This is a genomic window from Microbacterium sp. X-17, from assembly GCF_039615055.1.
This window is the reverse complement of sequence record NZ_JBDHNI010000004.1, coordinates 280,460-301,874: the sequence shown is the minus strand read 5'-3', so window position 1 is coordinate 301,874 and position 21,415 is coordinate 280,460. Positions and strand designations below refer to the sequence as shown.

General features: G+C 69.8%; 21 protein-coding genes and 1 riboswitch. Of the genes, 9 read left to right on the top strand and 12 right to left on the bottom strand.

What is annotated here, in order from left to right:
- Positions 1-6: 6 nt before the first annotated feature.
- From ABCS02_RS20885 to ABCS02_RS20875, 3 genes are all read right to left on the bottom strand, one after another.
- On the bottom strand, positions 7-1,347 hold the full coding sequence (locus tag ABCS02_RS20885; RefSeq protein ID WP_345837615.1) for a sugar ABC transporter substrate-binding protein: 1,341 nt from the start codon (positions 1,345-1,347) through the stop codon (positions 7-9).
- 80 nt (positions 1,348-1,427) lie between these two features.
- Positions 1,428-2,237: a carbohydrate ABC transporter permease gene (locus tag ABCS02_RS20880; RefSeq protein WP_345838001.1), complete on the bottom strand. Its 810-nt coding sequence runs from the start codon at positions 2,235-2,237 to the stop codon at positions 1,428-1,430.
- Between the two features lie 122 nt (positions 2,238-2,359).
- Complete coding sequence (locus tag ABCS02_RS20875) at positions 2,360-3,280, bottom strand: sugar ABC transporter permease (RefSeq protein WP_345837614.1); 921 nt, start codon at positions 3,278-3,280, stop codon at positions 2,360-2,362.
- Between the two features lie 124 nt (positions 3,281-3,404).
- On the opposite strand from ABCS02_RS20875, the gene ABCS02_RS20870 reads away from it, so the two are divergent.
- The 6 genes from ABCS02_RS20870 (at position 3,405) to ABCS02_RS20845 (ending at position 11,040) form a co-directional block, all read left to right on the top strand.
- Complete coding sequence (locus ABCS02_RS20870) at positions 3,405-4,424, top strand: LacI family DNA-binding transcriptional regulator (RefSeq protein ID WP_345837613.1); 1,020 nt, start codon at positions 3,405-3,407, stop codon at positions 4,422-4,424.
- A 31-nt stretch (positions 4,425-4,455) separates the two neighbouring features.
- A riboswitch (M-box (ykoK) riboswitch) is annotated at positions 4,456-4,623 on the top strand.
- A 214-nt stretch (positions 4,624-4,837) separates the two neighbouring features.
- Positions 4,838-6,574: an ABC transporter permease subunit gene (locus ABCS02_RS20865; protein ID WP_345837612.1), complete on the top strand. Its 1,737-nt coding sequence runs from the start codon at positions 4,838-4,840 to the stop codon at positions 6,572-6,574.
- Positions 6,575-6,588: 14 nt separating this feature from the next.
- Positions 6,589-7,920, top strand: a complete 1,332-nt coding sequence (locus ABCS02_RS20860) for a nitrate/sulfonate/bicarbonate ABC transporter ATP-binding protein (protein WP_345837611.1) — start codon at positions 6,589-6,591, stop codon at positions 7,918-7,920.
- A 161-nt stretch (positions 7,921-8,081) separates the two neighbouring features.
- Positions 8,082-9,392: an EAL domain-containing protein gene (locus ABCS02_RS20855; protein WP_345837610.1), complete on the top strand. Its 1,311-nt coding sequence runs from the start codon at positions 8,082-8,084 to the stop codon at positions 9,390-9,392.
- The gene (locus tag ABCS02_RS20850) at positions 9,389-10,828 is read left to right on the top strand and encodes a glycosyltransferase (RefSeq protein ID WP_345837609.1); all 1,440 of its coding nucleotides are present in this window, start codon (positions 9,389-9,391) and stop codon (positions 10,826-10,828) included. The genes ABCS02_RS20855 and ABCS02_RS20850 overlap by 4 nt, the downstream gene beginning before the upstream one ends.
- On the top strand, positions 10,825-11,040 hold the full coding sequence (locus ABCS02_RS20845; protein WP_345837608.1) for a hypothetical protein: 216 nt from the start codon (positions 10,825-10,827) through the stop codon (positions 11,038-11,040). The genes ABCS02_RS20850 and ABCS02_RS20845 overlap by 4 nt, the downstream gene beginning before the upstream one ends.
- A 57-nt stretch (positions 11,041-11,097) precedes the next feature.
- Here the strand turns inward: ABCS02_RS20845 and ABCS02_RS20840 are convergent, their stop codons facing one another.
- The 6 genes from ABCS02_RS20840 to ABCS02_RS20815 all read right to left on the bottom strand — a co-directional run bounded on the left by ABCS02_RS20840 (position 11,098) and on the right by ABCS02_RS20815 (position 14,939).
- A complete protein-coding gene (locus ABCS02_RS20840; protein WP_345837607.1) occupies positions 11,098-11,784 on the bottom strand; it encodes a phosphatase PAP2 family protein in 687 nt (228 codons plus the stop codon).
- Positions 11,785-11,931: 147 nt separating this feature from the next.
- Positions 11,932-12,525, bottom strand: coding sequence for a copper resistance CopC family protein (locus ABCS02_RS20835; protein WP_345837606.1), 594 nt, complete (start codon positions 12,523-12,525; stop codon positions 11,932-11,934).
- Positions 12,522-13,250, bottom strand: coding sequence for a YcnI family protein (locus tag ABCS02_RS20830; RefSeq protein ID WP_345837605.1), 729 nt, complete (start codon positions 13,248-13,250; stop codon positions 12,522-12,524). The genes ABCS02_RS20835 and ABCS02_RS20830 overlap by 4 nt, the downstream gene beginning before the upstream one ends.
- Positions 13,251-13,321: 71 nt before the next feature.
- The gene (locus ABCS02_RS20825) at positions 13,322-13,915 is read right to left on the bottom strand and encodes a hypothetical protein (RefSeq protein WP_345837604.1); all 594 of its coding nucleotides are present in this window, start codon (positions 13,913-13,915) and stop codon (positions 13,322-13,324) included.
- A gap of 131 nt (positions 13,916-14,046) precedes the next feature.
- Positions 14,047-14,391: an Lsr2 family protein gene (locus ABCS02_RS20820; protein ID WP_345837603.1), complete on the bottom strand. Its 345-nt coding sequence runs from the start codon at positions 14,389-14,391 to the stop codon at positions 14,047-14,049.
- A 38-nt stretch (positions 14,392-14,429) separates the two neighbouring features.
- Positions 14,430-14,939, bottom strand: a complete 510-nt coding sequence (locus ABCS02_RS20815) for a methylated-DNA--[protein]-cysteine S-methyltransferase (RefSeq protein WP_345837602.1) — start codon at positions 14,937-14,939, stop codon at positions 14,430-14,432.
- 253 nt (positions 14,940-15,192) lie between these two features.
- Here ABCS02_RS20815 and ABCS02_RS20810 point away from each other — a divergent pair, with 253 nt between their 5' ends.
- On the top strand, positions 15,193-18,807 hold the full coding sequence (locus ABCS02_RS20810) for an AAA family ATPase (protein ID WP_345838000.1): 3,615 nt from the start codon (positions 15,193-15,195) through the stop codon (positions 18,805-18,807).
- On the top strand, positions 18,794-18,982 hold the full coding sequence (locus ABCS02_RS20805) for a hypothetical protein (RefSeq protein WP_345837601.1): 189 nt from the start codon (positions 18,794-18,796) through the stop codon (positions 18,980-18,982). The genes ABCS02_RS20810 and ABCS02_RS20805 overlap by 14 nt, the downstream gene beginning before the upstream one ends.
- Positions 18,983-19,084: 102 nt before the next feature.
- Here the strand turns inward: ABCS02_RS20805 and mscL are convergent, their stop codons facing one another.
- The 3 genes from mscL to ABCS02_RS20790 are packed head-to-tail and all read right to left on the bottom strand — an operon-like array spanning position 19,085 to position 20,426.
- Complete coding sequence (gene mscL, locus ABCS02_RS20800) at positions 19,085-19,519, bottom strand: large conductance mechanosensitive channel protein MscL (RefSeq protein ID WP_345837600.1); 435 nt, start codon at positions 19,517-19,519, stop codon at positions 19,085-19,087.
- A gap of 39 nt (positions 19,520-19,558) precedes the next feature.
- Positions 19,559-19,819: an FmdB family zinc ribbon protein gene (locus ABCS02_RS20795; protein ID WP_345837599.1), complete on the bottom strand. Its 261-nt coding sequence runs from the start codon at positions 19,817-19,819 to the stop codon at positions 19,559-19,561.
- Between the two features lie 10 nt (positions 19,820-19,829).
- Positions 19,830-20,426 carry a 5-formyltetrahydrofolate cyclo-ligase gene (locus ABCS02_RS20790; protein ID WP_345837598.1) on the bottom strand — a complete coding sequence of 199 codons (597 nt, stop codon included), beginning with the start codon at positions 20,424-20,426 and terminating at the stop codon, positions 19,830-19,832.
- A 95-nt stretch (positions 20,427-20,521) separates the two neighbouring features.
- On the opposite strand from ABCS02_RS20790, the gene galU reads away from it, so the two are divergent.
- Positions 20,522-21,409 (top strand): UTP--glucose-1-phosphate uridylyltransferase GalU, encoded by an 888-nt coding sequence (galU, locus tag ABCS02_RS20785; protein ID WP_345837597.1) that lies wholly within the window; start codon positions 20,522-20,524, stop codon positions 21,407-21,409.
- The last annotated feature ends 6 nt before the right edge of the window (positions 21,410-21,415 follow it).

Below are 21,415 nucleotides of genomic sequence, written 5' to 3'. Positions count from 1 at the left end.
GACGAACTACTTGTTGACGGAGAAGCCCTGCGAATTGCCGTACTGGACGAGCGAGGCCTGCCAGGACGTCAGGCCCTGGTTGAGGTCCGACTTGTTGGCGTAGGACTGGCCGACGGTGTCTCCGAAGATGCTGTTCGCGTAGACCTGGTACGGCAGGTACTGCCATCCCGGGACCACGTCCTGCGCAGCCTGGCTGAGCACCTGGTTGATCTTCTGACCGCCGAAGTACGTCGACTGGTAGTTAAGGAAGTCAGGGCTGGTGAGTTGCGCCTTCGTCGACGGGAAGCCGCCCTGGTCGGTGAAGATCTTGAGGCTCGCGTCGCTGTTGTTCAGCCACTTCAGGAACCCGGCCGCGAGGGCGGGGTTCTGGCTCTGCTTCGTCACGGCCTGCGCGCCACCGCCGCTCTCGGACGTGGCGGGCTTGCCGTCGTACGTGGGAACCGGTGCGACGGCCCAGTCACCGGATGCCTGCGGCACCGAACCCTGGAGCACACCCGGCATCCACGCGCCGAGCACGATCGAGGCGATCGTGCCGTTGCCGAGCGCCTTGTACCAGTCGTCGCTCCACGCGGGGATGGGGGCGAGCAGGCCGCCCTGAAGCAGCTGGTTCCAGGTGCTCGTCCACTTCTTGGTGCCGGCATCCTGGAGGTTGATGGTGACGTTCGTGCCGTCGGTCTTGAACGGCTGTCCGCCGGCCTGCCAGATCATCGTCGTGGTGAAGCCGGCGTCGCCGGTGTCGGCGGCGATGTACTTCGTCGGGTCCGCGGCGTGCAGCTTCTGGGCCGCGGCGATGTACTGGTCCCACGTCGTGGGCACCGGGATGCCGTACTTGTCGAACACCGTCTTGTTGTAGAACAGCGCGATGGGGCCCGAGTCCTGCGGGAGGCCGTAGATGCTGTCGCCGGAGACGACGTGTCCCCACGTGGAGGCGGTGTAGTCCTGCTGGAGGTCGCCGAATCCGTATTGCGAGAGGTCGAGCAGCGCGTTGCTGAGCTCGAACTGGGGGAGCGCGTAGTACTCGATCTGCACGACGTCGGGGGCGCCGGAACCGGCGGTGATCGCGTTCTGCAGCTTGGTGTACTCGTCGTTTCCGGTGCCGGCGTTGACGAGATTGACCTTGACGTTCGGGTACGCCGCCTCGAACGCCTTCACCTGGGCGTCGGCCTGAGGCGTCCAGCTCCAGTACGTGATCTCGCCCCCCTTCTGGAGGGCGGCGTCGATCGAGTCGCTGGAAGAGCTGGAGGAGGCCCCGCTGCCCCCGGCGCAGGCGGCGAGAGCGAGGGACGCGGCCGCGCCGAGGGCGACGACGACCGCGGCGCGGCGTCCCGCCCGAGACAAGTGCTTCATTGCTGTTGTCCTTTCGGAGTTGCGACAGGGCTCCGGGTCGAAGCCCCCACCGGGTGATGGTTTGAGCAAGCGGCGCCCGGTCACTGCTTGACGCTTCCCGCGCCCAGCCCGGACTGCCAGAACCGCTGCAGCAGGAGGAACGCGATGACGATGGGGATGATGGTGAGGAGCGAGCCCATGATCACGAGGTTGTAGATGGGCTGCGCGGAGACGCCCTGGGCCTGGGCGGCCCACTGGTTCAGACCGACCGTGAGCGGATACCACTGCGGGTCGCTGAGCATGATCAACGGCAGGAAGTAGTTGTTCCAGGTCGCGACGACCGTGAACAGGAGCACGGTGACGATGCCGGGCACCAGCAGCCGGATCGAGATCGTGAAGAAGGTCCGGAACTCACCGGCGCCGTCGAGGCGGGCGGCTTCGAGGAGCTCCGTCGGCACCGCGTCCGCGGCGTACACCCAGATCAGGTAGAGGCCGAACGGGCTGATCAGAGAGGGGATGATCACCGACCACGGGGTATTCGTGAGCCCCAGCTGGCTGAAGAGGAGGAAGGTCGGCACGGCCAGCGCGGTGCCCGGCACCGCCACCGCCCCGAGCACGATGGCGAACACGGCGCGTCGCCCGGGGAAGCGGTACTTCGCGAGCCCGTAGCCGGCGAGTGTGGCCAGCAGGGTCGCTCCACCGGCCCCGAGCACGACGTAGAGGAGCGTGTTGCCCAGCCACCTCAGGAAGATCCCGTCGTGATAGGTGAGGGTCTGGACGAGGTTGTCCCAGAACGAGAAGTCGTCTGCGAACCAGAGGCCGAAGCTCGAGAACAGGCCGCTCGACGACTTGGTCGAGTTGATGAGCAGCCACGCCAGCGGCACGAGCGTGTAGAGCGCGTAGAGCACCATCACGATCAGGAGCCACTTCGAGCGGCGCGGCCGGTGGGGAGCGTAGGCGGGGCGTCGCTCGGCGGCACGGCGCGGCGCGGTGGTGACGGCCTCGGTGGTGCTCGTGATGCTCGTGGTCGCCATCAGAGCACCTCCGCCCGGGAGCCGCGGAGCTGCACGACGTAGGCGATGACCGCCGTGATCAGGCCCATGATGATCGCGACCGTGGCCGCGTAGTTGAACTGCTGCCCGCTGAACGACAGGTTGTAGGCGTACATGTTGGGTGTGTAGAAGGTCGTGATGACGTTCGGCGCGAGCGGGCGGAGGATGTTGGGCTCGTTGAAGAGCTGGAAGCTGCCGATGATGGAGAAGATCGTCGCGATCACGATCGCGCTTCGCAGCGCCGGGATCTTGATCGAGAAGACGGTCCGCCACGAGCCCGCGCCGTCGATCGATGCGGCCTCATAGAGCTCGGTCGGGATCGTCTTGAGCGCCGAGTAGAAGATCAGCATGTTGTAGCCGACGAACTCCCACGTCACGATGTTGCCGATGCTCACGAGCATCCAGTTCTTCGCGAACGGCGTGATCAGCTCGAACCCGACGAGGTGGTTGATGTTCGCCGTGAGTCCGAACTGGTTGCCGTACAGGTAGCCCCACATCAGCACCGCCACGACGGCGGGCACCGCGTACGGCAGGAACAGGGTGATGCGGAAGAAGGAGGAGCCGCGCAGGCGCTGACTGTCGATCGCGAGGGCCGCCGCGAGTGCGAGTGCCAGCATGATCGGCACCTGGATCACCAGGAACACCAGGACCCGCCCGAAGGCCTCCCAGAACTGGGGATCCGTGAGCGCGTGGCCGTAGTTCTCCAGCCACACGAACTGCGTGCCGCCGACCAGCTGCGATCGGAACAGGCTGAGATACAGCGCGTACAGCAGGGGTGCCAGAAAGACCAGCGCGAACACCGCCATGAACGGGCCGGTGAAGGCCCACCCCCGCCAGTCGCGGCGGATGCGGCGGGGGGACCCGCCCGCCGTCGATAGCGGAATCGCCGCGGAAGTCGTCATTGACCATGCCTCTTCGTCGTGATGCCCCGGGCTCGCGCCCGTTGTTTACGCAAACATAGATCACATCGTCGTAGAATGTCAACGCAAACAATTTGTTCACCGACGAGACGGGGCGGATCGCTTCATGGCTGATGGTCTGCGACGCGAGCCGTCGATCAATGACGTGGCGCGCGCGGCCGGGGTATCCGCGCAGACCGTGTCCCGCGTCGCGACGGGCAAGGATGTCGTCCGTCCGGAGACGCGTGAGCGGGTCATCGGGGCGATGCAGCGCCTGGGCTACCGGCCGAACGGAGCGGCGAGAGCGCTGAAATCGGGTCGCTACCAGAGCATCGGCGTCATCATGTTCTCGCTGTCCTCGTACGGCAACATGCGCACGCTCGAGGCGATCGCGACGGAGGCCACGTCGGGGGGCTACTCGCTGACGCTCATTCCGCTGGATGCGGCCACGCAGGCGAGCGTGTCCGGGGCGTTCGCGCGACTCAGCGAGCAGGCCGTCGACGGCATCGTGATCATCATCGAGGCGCACATCCTCAACGAATCCGAGATCGAGCTGCCCAGTGGGCTTCCCGTCGTCGTCGTCGACTCCAGCGCGGAATACGACCAGCCCGTCGTGGACACGGATCAGGCGCAGGGCGCACGGCTGGCGACGAAGCATCTCCTCGACCTCGGACACCCCACGGTGTGGCACGTGGCCGGCCCCGACGAGTCGTTCTCGGCCCAGCGCAGACGCGAGTCGTGGCGGCAGACGTTGGAGGCGGGCGGAGCCTCGGTCCCGGAGGTGTTCGTCGGCGACTGGTCCGCGGAGTCCGGGCAGGCCGCCGGCGAGTGGCTCCTGACGCAGGCCGGAGTGAGCGCCGTCTTCGCGGCCAACGACCAGATGGCGCTCGGGGTGCTGCACGCGCTCCACGCCGCGGGTACGGACGTCCCGGGAGAGATCAGCGTCGTCGGCTTCGACGACATGCCCGAGGCCGCCTCGTTCTGGCCGTCGCTGACGACCGTCCGGCAGCACTTCGATGCGGTGGGCCTCGCCGCGGTCCGGTCGCTCATCGCCAGCATCGAGGGCTCCGTGCCGGAGGCGTCGTTGCTGATCCCGACCGAACTCATCACGCGTCAGAGCACGGCGGTGTTCGCGTCGAGGGAATGATGTGTTTCCTGGGTCTGCTACCGTCTTCGAGGCAGAACTTCGTTAGGTGAGGCTTCTGCGCGAACACAAGCCACTGATCTGACGACGTCGAGAGACGCCCAAGATCAGGACAGGTCTCCCCGGATTAAGGGGTGATCCCAGGTGGCTTCCCGAGCGGGATACGTCGTGCAGTGCCGAAGCTCTTACATGGGAGTCCCGCAACCGGACGCACGCGCGACCCGGGGAGGAGCCTGGCGTGAGCCTGCCTGAGTGCGAGGAGGTGATCCGTCGTGAGCGACGACCATAGTTCGTTCGGTCCCTACCGCGCGCCTGCGACGGCGGCCCCCGTGCTCTCGTGGTCCGGTCGTCCCTGAGTTCGGCGCGGCACGGGACCCTTCGCGTCCCCCGTCGGCTCCCCTCCGTGAGGTCCTGTCATGCCTCTTCTCCGAACCGTTCCCGGCGCCGGCACGCTTCGTCGTGTCCGTTTCCGCTGGATCGATGTCGTCGTCGCGCTGGCGATCGTGGTCTTGTTCTTTCTGGTCATCCAGGCGGCCACCGGTGCGTCGGCGCCCGTGCGACTCGACGACGTGCCCTCGTCGATCTCGACCGATCCGGCTCTCTTGCCGTACTACGCGCTGCGCTCGCTGCTGCGGATGTTCGTGGCGCTGGCGGCATCGCTGGTGTTCACCTTCGTCGTCGCTACCGCCGCCGCACGACTGCCCCGGGCCGAGAAGGTGATCCTCCCGGCCCTGGACATCCTCCAGTCGGTTCCCATCCTCGGGTTCCTCTCGGTAACCGTCACCGGCTTCATCGCCCTGTTCCCCGGCTCGACGCTGGGCCTCGAGTCCGCCGCAGTCTTCGCGATCTTCACGTCGCAGGTGTGGAACATGACCTTCTCCTTCTATGCGTCGCTCACCAGCCAGCCGAAGGATCTGGATGAGGCGACCCGACTGATGCGGCTGACCAAGTGGCAGCGGTTCTGGAAGCTGGACGTCCCCTCCGGAATGATCCCGCTGGTCTGGAACGGGATGATGAGCTTCGGCGGAGCATGGTTCTTCCTCGCGGCGTCGGAGGCGATCACCGTCAACAACCACAGCTACGCACTCCCGGGCGTCGGGGCCTACGTGGCATCCGCGGTCGAAGCCGGGCAGCTGGGGCGTGTGGGTTGGGCGATCGTCACCATGGCGATCATGGTGCTGGGCGTGAACTTCCTGTTCTGGCGGCCGTTGGTCGCGTGGGCGGAGCGTTTCCGTCAGGAGGACACCGCGCCGATGGATCGGCCCAGGAGCATGGTGCTGGACCTGATCAGCAGGTCATGGCTGCCTCGGGCCGTCGAGGGCGGCTTCGCGCCGATCGGGCGAGCACTGGATCGGGCGACGCGTCCGTTCGGCCTCGCCGAGCATCCGCTGCGGGTGCCGGTCGTGCGCAAGCGCGCACTGGATGTCGTCGTGACGGTGGCGGTCGTCGGCACGATCCTGATCGGCGCGATCGCCGCCTACGTCTTCATCCAGGAATCGCTGGGCGTCGGAGCATTCCTCGAGGCGTTCGGGCTCGGTGCGATCACGATGCTCCGCGTCGTCGTGATCCTTGTCTTCGCGACGATCGTCTGGGTGCCGATCGGGGTGTGGATCGGCATGAACCCGCGGGTCAGCCGGTTGGCGCAACCGGTGGTGCAGCTGTTGGCGAGCTTCCCGGCGAACTTCCTGTTCCCGTTCGCGATCGCGTTCTTCGTCGCCTCGGGTATCTCCCTCAACATCGGCGGCATTCTCCTGATGGCGCTCGGGTCGCAGTGGTACATCCTGTTCAATGTCATCGCCGGTGCCAGCGCGATTCCCACCGACCTGCGGCAGGCCATGGACAGCTTCCGTGTCGGGCGGTTCCAGCGCTGGCGGCGGCTGATCCTCCCGGCGATCTTCTCCGCGTACGTCACCGGCGGGATCACCGCGGCCGGCGGCGCATGGAACGCGTCGATCGTGGCCGAGGTCGTCACCTACGATCACCAGACCTACACCGCTACCGGCCTCGGCGCCTACATCGCCGAGGCGACCCAGAACGGCGACATGGCCCGTGTGCTCGTCGGGGTCATTGTCATGTCCGTGTTCGTCGTCGGACTCAACCGTCTCTTCTGGCGCCGGCTCTATCTGGTCGCTGAGAAGCGCTTCAGCCTGTGAGGAGGGCTCCCACCATGACCACCACGCTCATCGACGTCCGAGACGTCACCAAGTCGTTTGCCACCGACGGCGGCGAGAAGACCGTGCTCTCCGACATCACCCTCAGCATCCGCGAGGGCGAGATCGTGGCGCTTCTTGGCCGCTCGGGCTCCGGGAAGAGCACGCTTCTGCGCTGCATCGCCGGTTTGATCTCGCCGACGAAGGGGACGGTGTCGTTCCGAGGACAGGTGTTGAACGGGGCCAATCCCGGTACCGCTCTGGTCTTTCAGTCGTTCGCGCTACTGCCCTGGCTGACGGTTCTCGAGAACGTGGAGCTCGGGCTGGAGGCCAAGGGCATCCGTCCGGGGGTCCGCCGTCAGCGCGCCCTCCACGCGATCGACCAGATCGGTCTCGACGGCTTCGAGTCGGCCTACCCGAAGGAGCTTTCGGGGGGCATGCGGCAGCGCGTCGGATTCGCCCGCGCCCTCGTCGTCGAACCCGACGTCCTCCTGATGGACGAACCGTTCTCCGCCCTCGACGTGCTGACCAGCGAGAACCTGCGTGGTGAGCTCGTGCGCATGTGGGGAGACGGCACGCTCCCCACGAGGACGGCGCTCATCGTCACCCACAACATCGAGGAGGCCATTCAGCTCGCCGATCGTGTGATCGTCCTCGATACCAACCCGGGACGCATCAAAGCCGAACTGACGGTGGACCTGCCACAGCCTCGCGATCGTCGTGCGCCGGCGTTCGAGGCGCTCGTCGACGAGGTCTACGGCATTCTCACCGGTCAGCAGGCCGCGGCACGCCCCGCCGGTCCGTCCGGTTCATACGCGGTGTCAGCGGAAGCGACCGGCATCGAGGTGCCCCTCCCCGCTGTCAGCACCGGTGAGCTCGGTGGCCTCGTGGAGCTGCTCGCCGAGCGCGGGGGGACAGAGGGCCTCGCGGAGATCGCCGACGAGCTCCGCTATGAGATCGACGACCTGCTCCCGGTCGTCGATGCCGCTGAGCTGCTGAAGCTGGCGCGACCGCAGGGCACCGAGCTCCGCATCACCGAGCAGGGCCGTCGTTATGCGGCGGCGGATCTGCTCCGGGCCAAGGAGCAGTTCGCCACGCTCGCGATGGAGGCGGCGCCGCTCGTGCGGCGCATCGTCCACGACTTGCGCCACACGCCATCGGGCGTTCTCAGCATCGACGACGTCGTCGGCCAGCTCCGTAGCACCTTCTATGGCACGGACGATGCGAGGAAGCAGCTGGACACCGCTATCGAATGGGGCCGTTTCGGTGAGCTGTTCGAGTTCGACGCCGACACCGGCAGGCTCTTGCTTCCGACGCACCCGCACCCCGAGCAGGGAGGAGCATCCTGATCCTTCAGCGAGTGTCGTCGCCGCGGCGTTCCGGAGCCGGAGAACCTCCGCCATTTCTGGCCCCGGTTGCAGTAGCGTCCCATTCGGTGATTGACGACGAGAGTTGACTGCAGGTGGAAGATCCTCCTCATGAAGCGCGCGGGAGCAGCACGGCGGCGGACGTGACACCGGACGAGGCCGCCGCGCGGGACGCGCTGACCGGAAGCCTCGGTCGCGGAGCCTTCGAGGCGCAGCTGGCGGCGCGGCTGGCCGAGGCGCAGGAGCGGGAGTGGTCGGTCGCGCTGCTGTTCATCGACCTCGACGACTTCAAGATGGTCAACGACCGGTACGGGCACGCCGTGGGCGATGCCGTGCTGGTCGAAGCCGTGCGCCGCTGCCAGGAGGCGCTGGGCGACGGCGACCTCCTCGGCCGCATGGGCGGCGACGAGTTCGCCGTCGCCGTCACGAGGCCGCATCGGGACGGGCGGTCGGCGACCGTGCGGGAGCTCGCCGACCGGATGGCCGCGAAGCTCGCCCGGCCCTACCTCGTCGACGCCAACGTGCTCCTCACCTCTGCGAGCATCGGCATCGCGCTCTTCCCCACGGATGCCGAAGATCGCGACGAGCTGCTCGACCGGGCGGATCTCGCCATGTACGAGGCGAAGGCGAGCGACGATCCCGTGCGGGAGTACGACCCGCTCCTGCAGCAGCGGGTCGACGAGGAGCGCGCCACGGTGGCGCTGATCCACGGCGCGCTCCGCCACGACCGCCTCGAGGTGCACTACCAGCCGATCGTCGCGCTCGACAGCGGACGGATGGTCGCCGTCGAGGCGCTGCTGCGGATGCGCGACGCGCAGCGCGAGCTCGTCGATCCCCACGCGTTCCTGCCGGTCGCGGCACGCTACGGGCTCATGCCCTCGATCAGCGCCTGGGTGCTCTCGCACGCCTGCGCCGAGTGCGCGGGGGCCTTCGAGAGCTTCGGGGAGCGGGTGCGCCTGTGCGTGAACGTCCCGACCTCGGTGCTGGAGGCGAACGACTTTCCGGACGTCGTCGAGGCCGCGCTCGCGGCGGCCGAGCTCGACCCGGAGCGGCTGGAGCTCGAGATCACCGAGACGGAGCCGGTGCGGGATGCCGAGGCGTTCCAGGCGAACGCGGCGCGGCTGCAGGACCTCGGGGTGAGCTTCGCGCTGGACGACTTCGGATCCGGCTTCTCCGGCATCGGCATGGTCCGCGCGCTGCGGTTCGGCCGGCTCAAGCTCGACCGCTCGTTCGTCGCCGGTCTCGCCACCGAACGGGATCACGCGATCGTCGAGAGCATCGGGTTTCTCGCGGCGGCGCTCGACATCGAGGTGGTGGCCGAGGGGATCGAGACGCCCGCGCAGGCGGAGCGGCTGCAGCAGGTGGGGGTCACGCAGGGGCAGAGCTTCCTCTACGCGCCCCCGATGCCGATCGACGAGCTGTGGGACTGGGTGCAGGGGAGGGGTGGCGCATGAGCCGGGATCGCGGGAGGCGGAGGTCGATCGGCCGGTTCGCCGGGCTCATCATCATCGTGATCACGGTGCTCGCGGCCTTCACCGTCGTCGGGCTCGTCGTGCTCGGCCATCCGCGGTCGTTCTACGACCCGCAGCAGATCGACGTGTTCGGCTTCGACGTCTGGTACGACGCGAACCTGCCATCCCGGTGGCTCCTGATCGGCGCGATCCTCTTCGCGGTCGTCGCCGGCCTGGGCATCGCGCTCGTCGAGACGCGGGTCGCGACCGTGGCGCGCCGCGCGTCCCCGCGCGATACGCGTCGCCCGCTCGCGCCTCGACGCATCATGGCCGCGACCCGGGGCGTGTACGCCGGTGAGGTGACGATCACGGCCGTCATCCCGGCGCACAACGAGGCCGACAACCTCCCCGGCACGCTCGCCTCGCTGCAGGCGCAGACGACGCCACCCGATCGCGTCATCGTGATCGCCGACAACTGCACCGACGACACCGTCGCCCTCGCGCGTGCCGCGGGGGTCGAGGTCATGGAGACGGTGGCCAACACGCACAAGAAGGCCGGCGGCCTCAACCAGGCGCTCGCCCGGCTCCTCCCCGAGCTCGGCGACAACGACACGGTGCTCGTCATGGACGCCGACACCCGGTTCGCCAGCGACCGGTTCCTCGAGACCGCCCGACGGCGGATGACGGACGACCGCGCGCTGATGGCCGTCGGCGGGCTCTTCCTCGGCGAGCCGGGACATGGGCTCCTCGGTCAGTTCCAGCGGAACGAGTTCGTCCGCTACTCGCGCGAGATCGCGCGCCGCCGGGGTCGGGTGTTCGTGCTCACCGGCACGGCGAGCGTCTTCCGCTCGGCCGCGCTGCGGGCGGTCGCCGCATCCCGTGGGAGCGTCCTCCCGGGCAATCCCGGCGAGGTCTACGACACGATCGCGCTGACCGAGGACAACGAGATCACGATCGCGATCAAGAGCCTCGGCGGCCTCATCATCTCGCCGACCGACTGCACGGTCGTCACCGAGCTCATGCCGACGTGGCGACTGCTCGGCAAGCAGCGGCTGCGGTGGCAGCGCGGCGCGCTCGAGAACCTCGGCCAATACGGCGTGACCCCGACCACGCTGCGCTACTGGGCGCAGCAGATCGGCATCGGCTACTCCGTGATCGCGCTCACCTCCTACTTCGCGCTGGGGATCGTGATGCTGCTGGCGATCGACCAGTGGGTGTGGTTCGCGTTCTGGATCGCGATCGGCGTCATGTTCATGCTCGAGCGGGTCATCACGGCGTGGCGCGGCGGATGGCGGGCACGACTGCTCGCCGCGCTCGTGTTCCCTGAGCTCGTCTACGACCTCGTGATCGACGTCGTGTTCGTGAAGGGCGTGATCGACATGACCTTCGGTCGTGAGGCGAAGTGGTCGCACGTCCCGATCGCGGAGCCGCAGCAATGACGGGCGGGATGCCGGCGACCGGGATCGTCCTCCCGGTCGAGGTGCTCTCGAGCGTCTGGTTCACGGTGCTCGCCCAGTTCGTGGCGGTCAACACCGTGCTCTACGTCTGCCTCACGATCCTGAAGATCCTTCCGGCACCGCGCCACCGGTGGCGCGGCGGCCGGTCGCGTCGCCGCGAGACCCGCAGCATCCACCCCGACGCCCCGGAGTGACCGCTTGCCCGGCTGACACCTCAGGAGCCGAGGTCATCACGGGCACGCCGGGCTGGCTCAGGAGTTGCTGGAGCGACCGAAGGAGAGCTGGCGCTGCAGCAGTGGCACGCGCGCCACCACGAGCTGGAGCCAGGCCGCGCGTACGAAGGGGGCCACCCCCGCGACCCAGACGATCGAGGCGAGCACGTCGGTGACGTAGTGGACGCCGTCGACGGCGAGGAGGAAGCCGGCGAACGCGACGACGATCGCTCCGATCGTGCCGGCGATCGCCCGAGCGCGGCGGGTCTCGAACAGCGCGACGAGCGCGAAGACGAGCGCCGCGATGAACGCTGCGTGGCCGCTCGGGTAGGAGGCATCCACCTGGATCGGTTGATAGACGTTCGGCAGCATCGAGACGTCCGGCCGCGGCCGATCGACGGCGAGCTTGACGACCGCGACCGAGAGCCACGTGATCGCGATCGTGATGGCGAACGTCGACGTCACCCGCAGATCCCGGCGGACGAGCAGCACGATCACGGTCACCACGACGGTGCCGATGATGGCGGGCACCGGGCCGACCCAGCGGTAGAGCGCGTCACCGAGGGCGCCGAGCACGCCCTGGTGAAGGTTGTTGAGCGCGATCGACAGCGGCATCTCGAACGCGCCGAGCGCGGTCACGACGAAGCCGACGACGAGGACCACGACGGCGGTGATGGCCGCGATGATCCCCAAGAGCAGGAGTGAGGGCTTCGTCTGTCCGCTCACTTCGCGCCGCCCGCCGGGACGTTCGCGGCCACCGACTTCAACGCATCACTCACGCGGACAGCGTAACCCGTGTTGCTCATCGATCTGGACGCGGGCCGTGTCGCCGAGGAGAGCGGCCCCCGCTGTGAAGCGAGGGCCGCTCCCGGCTCACTCGTCGGCTGAGTCGTCCTCGGACGAGCTCGGGCGGCGGATGAGGAACCACGCGCCGACGGCGACGGCGATCGTCACGGCAGCGCCGATCCCGACCCCGAGCCAGACGCCGCCCACCGCGCCGGACGTGTCCGCCTCGGTGGGTGCCGGTGTGGCGGCGCCCGCGGGCGCGCACACCGGAGTGGCCGCTCCCGCGGCGGCCGCGGATCCCGCCGGCGGGGCGTACTGGAAGGAGTACTGCCCGGAGACGGGATGCCCGTCGGAGGACACGATCCGCCAGATCACCTGATACGTGCCCGCGGCGCCCGGCGTGACCGGTGTCGTGACGTCGGTGCCCGCGAGCGTCGGGCACGCCGTCTCGTAATACCGTCCGTCGGGCCCGACGACCTCGACCAGGTTCGCTCCCGGCTGGGCGATCGGCGCACCGTTGAAGGTGAGCGCGATCTCCGTCAGCGACGTGACCGATTGGCCGTCGGCAGGATCCGTCTGCACGATGTAGTCGTGCGCGAGGGCGGCCTGCGGCGCGAGGAGGACCAGCGCGGCGACGGCGGCCGCGACGACGCCGAGCGCCGCGCCGGATCGCCGGATCACGTCGTCTTCCGGCGGCGCCCCAGCGCCAACGCCGCCAGCAGCGCGCCAGCCGCGGCGACCACGAGCGCGGTGATGCTGAGGCCCAGCGCGACGCCCGCGCCCGGATCGCTCGAAGCCGCGGACGCCGTGGGCTCGGCCGTGACCGTCGGCGCGGCGGCCGCGTCGTGCCCGGCCGCCGGCGGCGCGTCGTTCACGTACAGAACCGGTGCCGGCTCCTTGGTGTCGTCCGCCGCGACCTCGGCCGGGGTCGCGGACCACTCGGCGACCGTGCCGTCGCTGTAGGTCTGGGTGACCGGGAGCACGATGCTCCCGACGTCCGGTACCGCCCCGAGCGAGACGACGAACGTCTGGAACTGGCCGGGTGCGATGCCGGTACCGGGATTCGCCGTCAGCACGAGGTGGGTCGGGGCCTCCGTGATGGTGTTGCCGCCCACCTCGACGGGCGCGGGGAGGGTGCCGGTCGTGACGTTCCCGGTCCACCCCGCCACCGGCTGGTATCCGACGTCCGTGAACGGCGTGTCGGTCGGCAGCTGGATGTCGAGCGAGGTCGTGCTCGCCGACGCGGACTCGTTCGGCACCCGGAAGGTGACATAGGCGTCGCTGCCCGCGGCGGCCTGATTCGGACTGATCGTGACGTGAGCGGATGCCGCGAGGGGGATGGCGATCGCGAGTGCGACGCCCGCGCCGACACCGGCGAGGGTGCGCGTGAGGGTTCTGTGTGACATGGAAGAGCTTTCTGTGCGTGCGCGCGACGATGAGAACGGTGCGCGCGAGGTGAGAAGTGAGGAATGCGAGGTCACGCCGGTAGCGGCGGACCTCTCCTCGACACCTCGGACAGGAGCTCGGCGGGATGCGGGACGAACACGCGGCCCGCGGGTGCGGGAAGACGGACGGCGACGGGTGCCGGTCGCCACGCGACGAGGCGCGCGACCAGCCGCCAGCCGGCGAGGTCGAGAAGTCGGCGCAGGGCCTGCTCGCCCTTGCCGAACACGAGCACCGTGATCAGTGCGGCGATCGCGTGCGCGCCCCACATCGCGAGGCCCGCGTGATCGTGGGGGACCGCAGTACCGGTTGCCGCGATCGCGGCGACCCCGTGGACGTGAGCGCCGCTCGGCGTGAACCCCGTCGACGGATCGGTTCCGACCCCGATCAGCAGCAGACCGTGGAAGGCGAACTGACTGAGGGCGACCGCGACCGAGAGCCGGACCCAGGAGAATCGCCGCCCCGCGAGTGCGATGCAGACGGGGACGGACAGCGTCAGCGCGAGGATCACCCCGAGCGCCGGCGCGGGCGTGCCGTTCGCGACCGAGTGGGACAGCGACGCCGCGAACGTCGCGAACACGGCCGCGGCGATTCCCCGCCACGTCCGGCTCGCCCGGTTCGCTGTCACCCCTCTACGCTAACCCGACGCGCGTCCCATCCCGAGCGCGGGATCCCGCCTGAGCGCGCGACCCCGCGCCCATTCAATCCGTCCGACGGAATGGGGAACACTATTCGGGTCTCGAAAACCCGAAAATCGGCTCAGTGCGCGGCGTCGTACGCGTCGAGAATGGTGGCCGGAACGCGGCCCCGCTCGGAGATCTGGTGCCCGTTGGCCTTTGCCCACGCGCGGACATCCGACAGGTCCCGCGAGGCGGCTGCCGAGCTGCGGCCCGAGCGGCGCGTCGTGGTGCGTGCGGCGGAGACCGAGCGGCCGGCCCCGACGTAGGGGGAGAGCGCTTCGCGCAGGCTGCGCGCATTTCCTTCGCTCAGGTCGATCTCGTAGGCGATTCCGTCGAGCGAGAAGAGAACGGTCTCGCCGTCGCCGACTTCGAGGAGGGTTCCGTCGAGATCGTCGACGAGCTGATGCACGATTCTGCGAGCCATACGCTCACTTTATTGAATTACCCCGAGAAAAGGAATTCCTATCTCGACGGAAGGGCTCCTTCGAGTTCGAGCAGCGCGCGTTTGATGTCGGGGCGACCGCCGTATTCGCCGATGTTTCCGTCGGCCCGCACGACGCGATGCACGGGAATGACGAGCGAGAACGGCGTCGTCGCGCAGGCCGTTCCGACCGCGCGATGTGCGCGGCGACTTCCCGCGGCGGCGGCGATCTCTCCGTAGGTCGCGGTCTCGCCGTAGGGGATGTCTCGGATCGCGTCGAGCGCTCGCCGCGTGAAGCCGTGGGCGAGCCGCCAGTCGAGGGCCGCCGGGCAGGGCCCGCGCTCGCCTTCGAAGTATGCGTCGAGCCACTCCTCGGCATCCGTCACCGCGTCGTCCGGCACCGGCGCGGCGCGGAGTGCGAGCGCGACAGGAGCGAGGGCGTGGGCGAGCGGGGCGTCGAGGAGCTGGACGTGGACGAGCCCGTCGGTGGTGGAGACGAGGAGGGCCTCGCCGAGGGGTGTCGGGTGGATGCGGTAGGTCGCCGGGAGCATGATGTCATCCTCACGTCGCCGCTGGCCGAGGCATCCGCCTCGGCGGCCGGTTGTGAACAACCGGTGCGAACTGGTCGCCTGGGGAGGGCGGAAATGCCTGAATCCCGCGAAACTCGGCCGTTTCTGCCGCCCGGTCGGGGGAGGCGCGCCTAGTGTGACTGTCGTGTGGCGAACAGAGGGTACCGCAGCGGTCGGTGACGGGGTGACGCCGACGTCCCCTCCCGACACCGAAGAGCCGGCGGACGCCGCGGACATGGCCGAGGCGCGTCGCCGTCGTCTCCGGGCGCAGGCCGCCGAGATCGGCGGGCGTTCGAGCCTTCTGCACTTCGCCGACTCGCCCGAGGCGGGCATCGACATCACGAAGGCGCACCCCGGCAGCCTTCCGCAGTTCCTGACCGGTCGGGCGACGCTCCTCTCCAACCTCTTCCGCGACGAGGTCGCGCTGCGCACCGCGCGGATCGCCGCAGAGCGGATCACCGCGAAGAACGTCGAGCTGCGCACGGCGCGGGGCTTCGAGGCGGTCCACCTCGCCGTGGGCATGGCGTCGTGGCGGATCGGCGGGCTCTCCTGCAGTGCCCCGGTGCTCCTCCGCTCGCTCGCGATCCGCCGCCACCACACCGACTTCGAGCTGAAGCTCCACGGCCCGTTCGCCGTGAACCTCGAGCTCGTTCGAGCGCTCGGCCATCACTTCGGCATCCATCTCGACGGCGCAGCCCTCGCGGCCCTCGCGTACGACGAGAGCGTGTTCAAGCCGCAGCCGGTCATCGACCACCTTCGCGCCCTGACGACGCACATCCCTACTTTCACGGTGCGGCCGCGTCTCGTGGTGTCGACGTTCGCGGACGTCGGCTCCGGGATGGCGCGGGATGCCGCCCGCCTCGACCACCCCGTGCTGGACGCGCTCGTGGGCGTGCCCGCGGAGCGCGAGCGCCTGTCGATCCGGCGCGCCGCACCCGCGGTCGCCGACCCCGACGAGCGGGCACCGGCTGCCGACACCCTGCTCCTCGACGCGGATGCCGAGCAGGAGGGCGTCCTCGCGCGGATCGTCGCGGGGCAGTCGCTCGCGGTGCACACGCTGCCGGGCACCGGCGGCACCCAGACCGTCCTCAATGCGATCGGCGCGCTGACCCAGATGGGCAAGCGCGTGCTCGTCGTCAGCGCGCGCCGCTCGACCCTCGACGGGATCCGCCACCGCCTCGCGAGCGTCGGACTCGACGGGCTCGCCGTGTCGCCGCGGCACCTGCGCCGCGACCTCATCCGGGCGATCGGGCGCAACGAGAAGGCGACGCAGCCGAGCATGTCCGAGGTGGACGACGCTCTCGTGCGCCTGCGCTCGGTCCTGCGCGAGTACCGCGTCGCGCTCACGGCCCCGCATCCGTCGCTCGGCGTCTCGGCGCTCGAGACGGTGCGGCGCCTGACGGAGCTCGCGGCGCTGCGGCCCGCGCCCTCGTCGCCCGCGCGCTTCGACGTCGCGACCCTCGAGCGGCTGCGCGACCTGCGTCCGGCGGCCGCGGAGAAGATCGCGACGGCGGCCCGCCTCGGCGAGTTCCGCTTCGGCCCGGCCGACTCGCCGTGGTACGGCGTGACGTTCGCGGCGACGGAGGACGCGCACACGGCGCACGCACTGGCCCGACGGCTGCAGTCCTCGCACGTCCCGAGCCTGCTCGAGCGCGGCTACGAGCTCATCGCACGCACGCGCATGCGGCCGTTCCGCAGCATCGAGGAGATGGGCGAGTACCTGCGCCTGCTGCAGGGGATCCGCGAGACGTTCGACAAGTTCAGCGCGTCGGTCTTCGAGCGCCCGCTCGACGAGCTCATCCAGGCGCACGCCCACCGCCGGGACGCGGGCGACCTCAGCGGCGCGCAGCGCCGGCGCCTCCGGAACCTCGCGCGCGAGTACGTCCGCCCCGGCGTCCACGTGACCGACATGTACGAGGCGCTCGTGCGCATCAACGAGCAGCGCACGCAGTGGCAGCGGTTCGTCGATGTCCCGGTCGTCCCCGAGGTGCCGATGGGCCTCGCCGACGTGCACGTCGCGTGGCAGCGCGTCGACGCCGAGCTCGGGGAGCTGGACGCGATCCTGCGCCGCGACGGCGCCGCGCGGCTCGCGGCGCTGCCGGTCGAGCAGCTCGTGCGGACGCTCGCGGGCCTCGCCGCGGAGTCCTCGTACTTCGAGAATCTCGTCGAGCGCGCGCAGCTGCGCACCGAGCTCGCGCGGCTCGGGCTGGAGCCGCTGCTGACCGAGCTGTCCGTACGGCACGTCCCCGAGGAGCTCGTGGGCCGCGAGCTCGAGTTCGTCTGGTGGCAGTCGGCCCTCGATCACCTGCTGCGCACCGACCGCGCGCTGCTCGGGGCGAACACCACGGTCGTCGACCGGCTGGAGCGCGACTTCCGGCTCGTCGACGAGGCGCACGCGGCATCCGCCGGTCCGCTCCTCGCGGCGCAGCTCGCGACGCAGTGGCGCATCGGGATCGTCGACCACGACCGTGAGGCGGCCGCGCTGCAGCGGGCGCTGAAGGACGGCGTGTCCGACCCGACCGTGCTGCTGCGCGTCGCGCCGACTCTCATGCGCGCGCTCGCACCGGTGTGGCTCGCGTCGCCCTACGAGGTGCCCGAGATCCCGGACGATCCGGCGTTCGACGTCGTGATCGTCGCGGATGCCGCGTCGCTGTGCCTGGCGGAGGTCGCGCCCGCCCTGCGCCGTGGCCGTCAGCTCGTCGTGTTCGGCGATCCCGTGACGCAGCGGCCGACGCCGTTCCGCGTCTCCTCCGGCCTCCCGACCGACGACGAGGCGGCGGAGGAGCAGTACGACGACACCTCGGTGTTCGAGAGCCTCGCCGAGATGCTCGACGTCGAGACGCTCACGCGCAGCTACCGCGCCGGGGGAGAGGATCTCGCCGAGCTCGTCAACGACGCCTTCTACGGGGGCGACCTCGTGTCCCTCCCGTGGGCCGGTTCGTACCTCGGCCGCGGGAGCCTCGGGGTCGACTACGTCGAGGGCGGCACGGGCACGCCCGATCCCGTGACGGGAGCGGTCGAGAGCCCGGACACCGAGGTCGCGCGCGTCGTAACGCTCGTCACCGAGCACGCCACCGGCCGCGGGACCGAGTCCCTGATGGTCGTGACCGCGAGCCGTCGGCACGCCGAGCGCATCCGCGCGGCCGTCGACGCGGCGTTCGCCGGGCGGTCCGATGTCGCCGACTTCCTCTCCCGCGACACGGCCGAGCCGTTCGTCGTGCTGACGCTCGAGGAGTCGGTCGCGGAGAGCCGCGACCGCGTGATCTTCACGCTCGGCTTCGGGCTCACGAAGCACGGGCGCGTTCTCAGCGACTTCGGCGACCTGTCCACGGTCGACGGCGAGCGTCTCCTGACGGTCGGGATGACGCGCGCGCGGCGCTCGATGGTGATCGTGTCGTCGATCCGTCCGTCCGCGTTCGACGACGGGCGCCTCGAGCACGGGGCGGCGACGCTCATGTCGATCCTCGGCGGCATCGCCGCGCGCGAGCGGCAGAGCCAGCTCGAGGACCTCGCCGACCCCCTGACCCGCATCCTCGCTCGTGAGCTGCGCGAGCGCGGACTCACGGTCGACATCAACTACCGCGGGCGGCTCGGGCTCGTCGCGCGCTACGGCGGCAAGGCCGTCGTGGTCGAGAGTGACCCAGAGACCCGCGGCGAGTCACTGCGCGAGTCGCTGCGCCTCCGCCCGCAGGTGCTGCGCCGGCTCGGCTGGCACTACGTGCGGGTGCACGCCTTCGACCTCTACAGCGACCCCGGCTCGGTCGCCGAGCGCATCGCGGCCCTGCTCGGCCGGGAGGAGCCGTCTGCGGGCGTCGGCGCGCAGACGCAGCCGATCGATGTCATCGAGTGACCGGCAGCGGATCGAGAAGGTCCCGGGCCGCCGCCGAGCGCGGCTGACGCCCGCACCGGGCACGACCGCCGAGCCTGCCGCGCCGTCCGAGGAGGACGGCGACGCGGCATCCGGCTCCGCCGAGGCGGGCCCGAACGACGAGCGCCTGTGCCGCGACGTCCCCCCGCACTACTGACCCGCGCCGCGACGTCCCGCGCCAGGCCCCACGCCCGCGCGCCTGTTCCTCGCACGCGCTACGCATATGTCAGGCGCGCGAGCGGGGAACGGTAGCGCGTGGCTACCGGGCGGAGGGACCCCGGTCGGCCTGCCGGGCGAGGAGGTTCCGGATCTCGACGAGCAGCTCCTGCTCGCTGGGCAGCGGCTCCTCCGGCGGAACGCCCGCCTCGGCCTTCGCGCGGGCCTCGGAGCGCTCCTTCCACTTGTTCATGGGGAACACGAACACGAAGTAGACGACCACCGCGACGGCGAGGAAGTTGATGACCGCGCCGATGATCGTGCCGTAGGCGAAGTCCGTCGTGCCGCCACGGACGTTCGGCACCCCCATGACCAGCGTGTTGAGGCTGTCGGCCTGGAAGATGAGCGCGATGAGCGGATTGATGAGACCGGCGACGATCGCGTTGACGATGCCGGTGAACGCGGCGCCGATGACCACGGCGACCGCGAGCTCGATCACGTTTCCCCGGAGGATGAACTCGCGGAAGCCCTTGATCATGCGTGCGTCTCCTTAATGGGGGGATTCAGGATGGAGGGATCAGGACGTCGAGGACGAGCTCGACTCGGTCTTGGCGGGCGCCGACGAGCTGGATGACTCGCTCGAACCGGAGCTCTTCGCGCCCGCGCGCGAGTCGGTGCGGTAGAAGCCGGCGCCGTTGAACGTGACCCCGATCGATCCGTACTCCTTGCGCAGCGGTCCGCCGCATTCGGGGCAGATGGTGAGGGTGGCGTCGGAGAACGACTGGGTGGCCTCGAAGCGGTGGGCGCACTGCTTGCAGGCGTAGGCGTAGGTGGGCATGGCTCTCGTTTCAGCGCGGGCGGGGGGCGAACGTGATGGTCCGGGTCGGGGTGACGATGCCGGTGACGGGCTGGTCGTGGACGTCGTAGGGGATCTCGTCCCGCAGCTCGGAGTCGAACACGACGGCGTAGACGGGCGGCTGGCGCCGCAGGGATCCGAGCGTGCGGTCGAAATAGCCGCGGCCCCAGCCGAGGCGCATCCCGCTCCGGTCGACGGCCGCGGCGGGCACGATCATGAGGTCGACGTCCTCGACCGCGATCGGGCCGAGGAGGTCGCCGGTCGGCTCGGGGAGCCCGAAGAGCCCCTCCTGGACCTCGTGGCGGTGCCCGGCGACGGCCCAGTCGAGCCGGCCGTCGTCGCGGCTCACGGGCAGGAGCACCCGGAGCCCGCGGGTCATCGCCTCGTCGAGGAAGGCGTGCGTGCCGGGCTCGGTCGTGAGCGAGAGATAGCACGACACCGAGCGCGCGCCGAGCTCGGCCACCAGCGCATCGAGCTGCGCGCGCAGGCCTTCGGCCGCCTCGGCGCGGGCCGCCTCGGAGCGGATCTGCCGGCGCTCGCGCAGATCGGCGCGAAGCGCGCGCTTCGCATCGTCGATCGCGTCGGGCATGCCCACGATTCTAGGCAGATCGCCTCGGAGGCAGGTCCGGAGGGTGACACCGGGGTGACATGGGATCGCCACGGTGCATGGCTAGGATCACCCCTATGCCTCACAAGCCCTTCAAGGCCGTCATCCCTGCCGCCGGACTCGGTACGCGGTTCCTGCCCGCGACGAAGGCGATGCCGAAGGAGATGCTCCCCGTCGTCGACAAGCCGGCGATCCAGTACGTCGTGGAGGAGGCCGCGGAGGCCGGGATCTCCGACATCCTCATCATCATCGGGCGCAACAAGAACAACATCGCCAACCACTTCGACTCCGTGCCGGAGCTCGAGGAGAAGCTCCGGCAGAAGGGCGACGACGAACGCCTCAGCCGCGTGCAGGCCTCGACCGAGCTCGCCGACATCCACATGGTCCGTCAGGGGGAGCCGAAGGGACTTGGGCACGCGGTGCTGCGCGCCGCCCACCACGTCGGCGACCACCCGTTCGCTGTCCTGCTCGGCGACGACCTGATCGACGAGCGCGACCCGCTGCTCACGAAGATGCTCGACGAGTTCGACAAGCGCGGCGGCGTGACGGTCATCGCCCTCATGGAGGTCGATCCGGCACATATCCACATGTACGGCGCGGCCGCCGTCGAGCCCACCGAGGACCCGGATGTCGTGAAGGTCACCGGTCTCGTGGAGAAGCCGAAGGCCGAGGAGGCCCCGTCGAACCTCGCGGTCATCGGCCGCTACGTCCTGCCGCCGAGCGTCTTCGGCATCCTCGAGCACACCGAGCCGGGCCGCGGCGGGGAGATCCAGCTCACCGACGCGCTGCAGGAGCTCGCCGTCACGGAGGGGGAGGGCGTGTACGGCGTGGTGTTCCGCGGGCGTCGCTACGACACGGGCGATAGGCTCGACTACATCAAGGCCATCGTGCAGCTCGCGGCGGATCGGGAGGACCTCGGTCCGGACCTGCGGCCCTGGCTGAAGGAGTTCTCGGCGCAGCTTTGACGTCGA

What these genes read in the sequence shown, in the direction of transcription:
- ABCS02_RS20885 (WP_345837615.1), bottom strand. Translation starts at nt 1,347, where the DNA reads ATGAAGCACTTGTCTCGGGCGGGACGCCGCGCCGCGGTCGTCGTCGCC.
- ABCS02_RS20880 (WP_345838001.1), bottom strand. Translation starts at nt 2,237, where the DNA reads ATGGTGCTCTACGCGCTCTACACGCTCGTGCCGCTGGCGTGGCTGCTC.
- ABCS02_RS20875 (WP_345837614.1), bottom strand. Translation starts at nt 3,280, where the DNA reads ATGACGACTTCCGCGGCGATTCCGCTATCGACGGCGGGCGGGTCCCCC.
- ABCS02_RS20870 (WP_345837613.1), top strand. Translation starts at nt 3,405, where the DNA reads ATGGCTGATGGTCTGCGACGCGAGCCGTCGATCAATGACGTGGCGCGC.
- ABCS02_RS20865 (WP_345837612.1), top strand. Translation starts at nt 4,838, where the DNA reads ATGCCTCTTCTCCGAACCGTTCCCGGCGCCGGCACGCTTCGTCGTGTC.
- ABCS02_RS20860 (WP_345837611.1), top strand. Translation starts at nt 6,589, where the DNA reads ATGACCACCACGCTCATCGACGTCCGAGACGTCACCAAGTCGTTTGCC.
- ABCS02_RS20850 (WP_345837609.1), top strand. Translation starts at nt 9,389, where the DNA reads ATGAGCCGGGATCGCGGGAGGCGGAGGTCGATCGGCCGGTTCGCCGGG.
- ABCS02_RS20845 (WP_345837608.1), top strand. Translation starts at nt 10,825, where the DNA reads ATGACGGGCGGGATGCCGGCGACCGGGATCGTCCTCCCGGTCGAGGTG.
- ABCS02_RS20830 (WP_345837605.1), bottom strand. Translation starts at nt 13,250, where the DNA reads ATGTCACACAGAACCCTCACGCGCACCCTCGCCGGTGTCGGCGCGGGC.
- ABCS02_RS20820 (WP_345837603.1), bottom strand. Translation starts at nt 14,391, where the DNA reads ATGGCTCGCAGAATCGTGCATCAGCTCGTCGACGATCTCGACGGAACC.
- ABCS02_RS20815 (WP_345837602.1), bottom strand. Translation starts at nt 14,939, where the DNA reads ATGCTCCCGGCGACCTACCGCATCCACCCGACACCCCTCGGCGAGGCC.
- ABCS02_RS20810 (WP_345838000.1), top strand. Translation starts at nt 15,193, where the DNA reads ATGGCCGAGGCGCGTCGCCGTCGTCTCCGGGCGCAGGCCGCCGAGATC.
- ABCS02_RS20805 (WP_345837601.1), top strand. Translation starts at nt 18,794, where the DNA reads ATGTCATCGAGTGACCGGCAGCGGATCGAGAAGGTCCCGGGCCGCCGC.
- mscL (WP_345837600.1), bottom strand. Translation starts at nt 19,519, where the DNA reads ATGATCAAGGGCTTCCGCGAGTTCATCCTCCGGGGAAACGTGATCGAG.
- ABCS02_RS20795 (WP_345837599.1), bottom strand. Translation starts at nt 19,819, where the DNA reads ATGCCCACCTACGCCTACGCCTGCAAGCAGTGCGCCCACCGCTTCGAG.
- ABCS02_RS20790 (WP_345837598.1), bottom strand. Translation starts at nt 20,426, where the DNA reads ATGCCCGACGCGATCGACGATGCGAAGCGCGCGCTTCGCGCCGATCTG.
- galU (WP_345837597.1), top strand. Translation starts at nt 20,522, where the DNA reads ATGCCTCACAAGCCCTTCAAGGCCGTCATCCCTGCCGCCGGACTCGGT.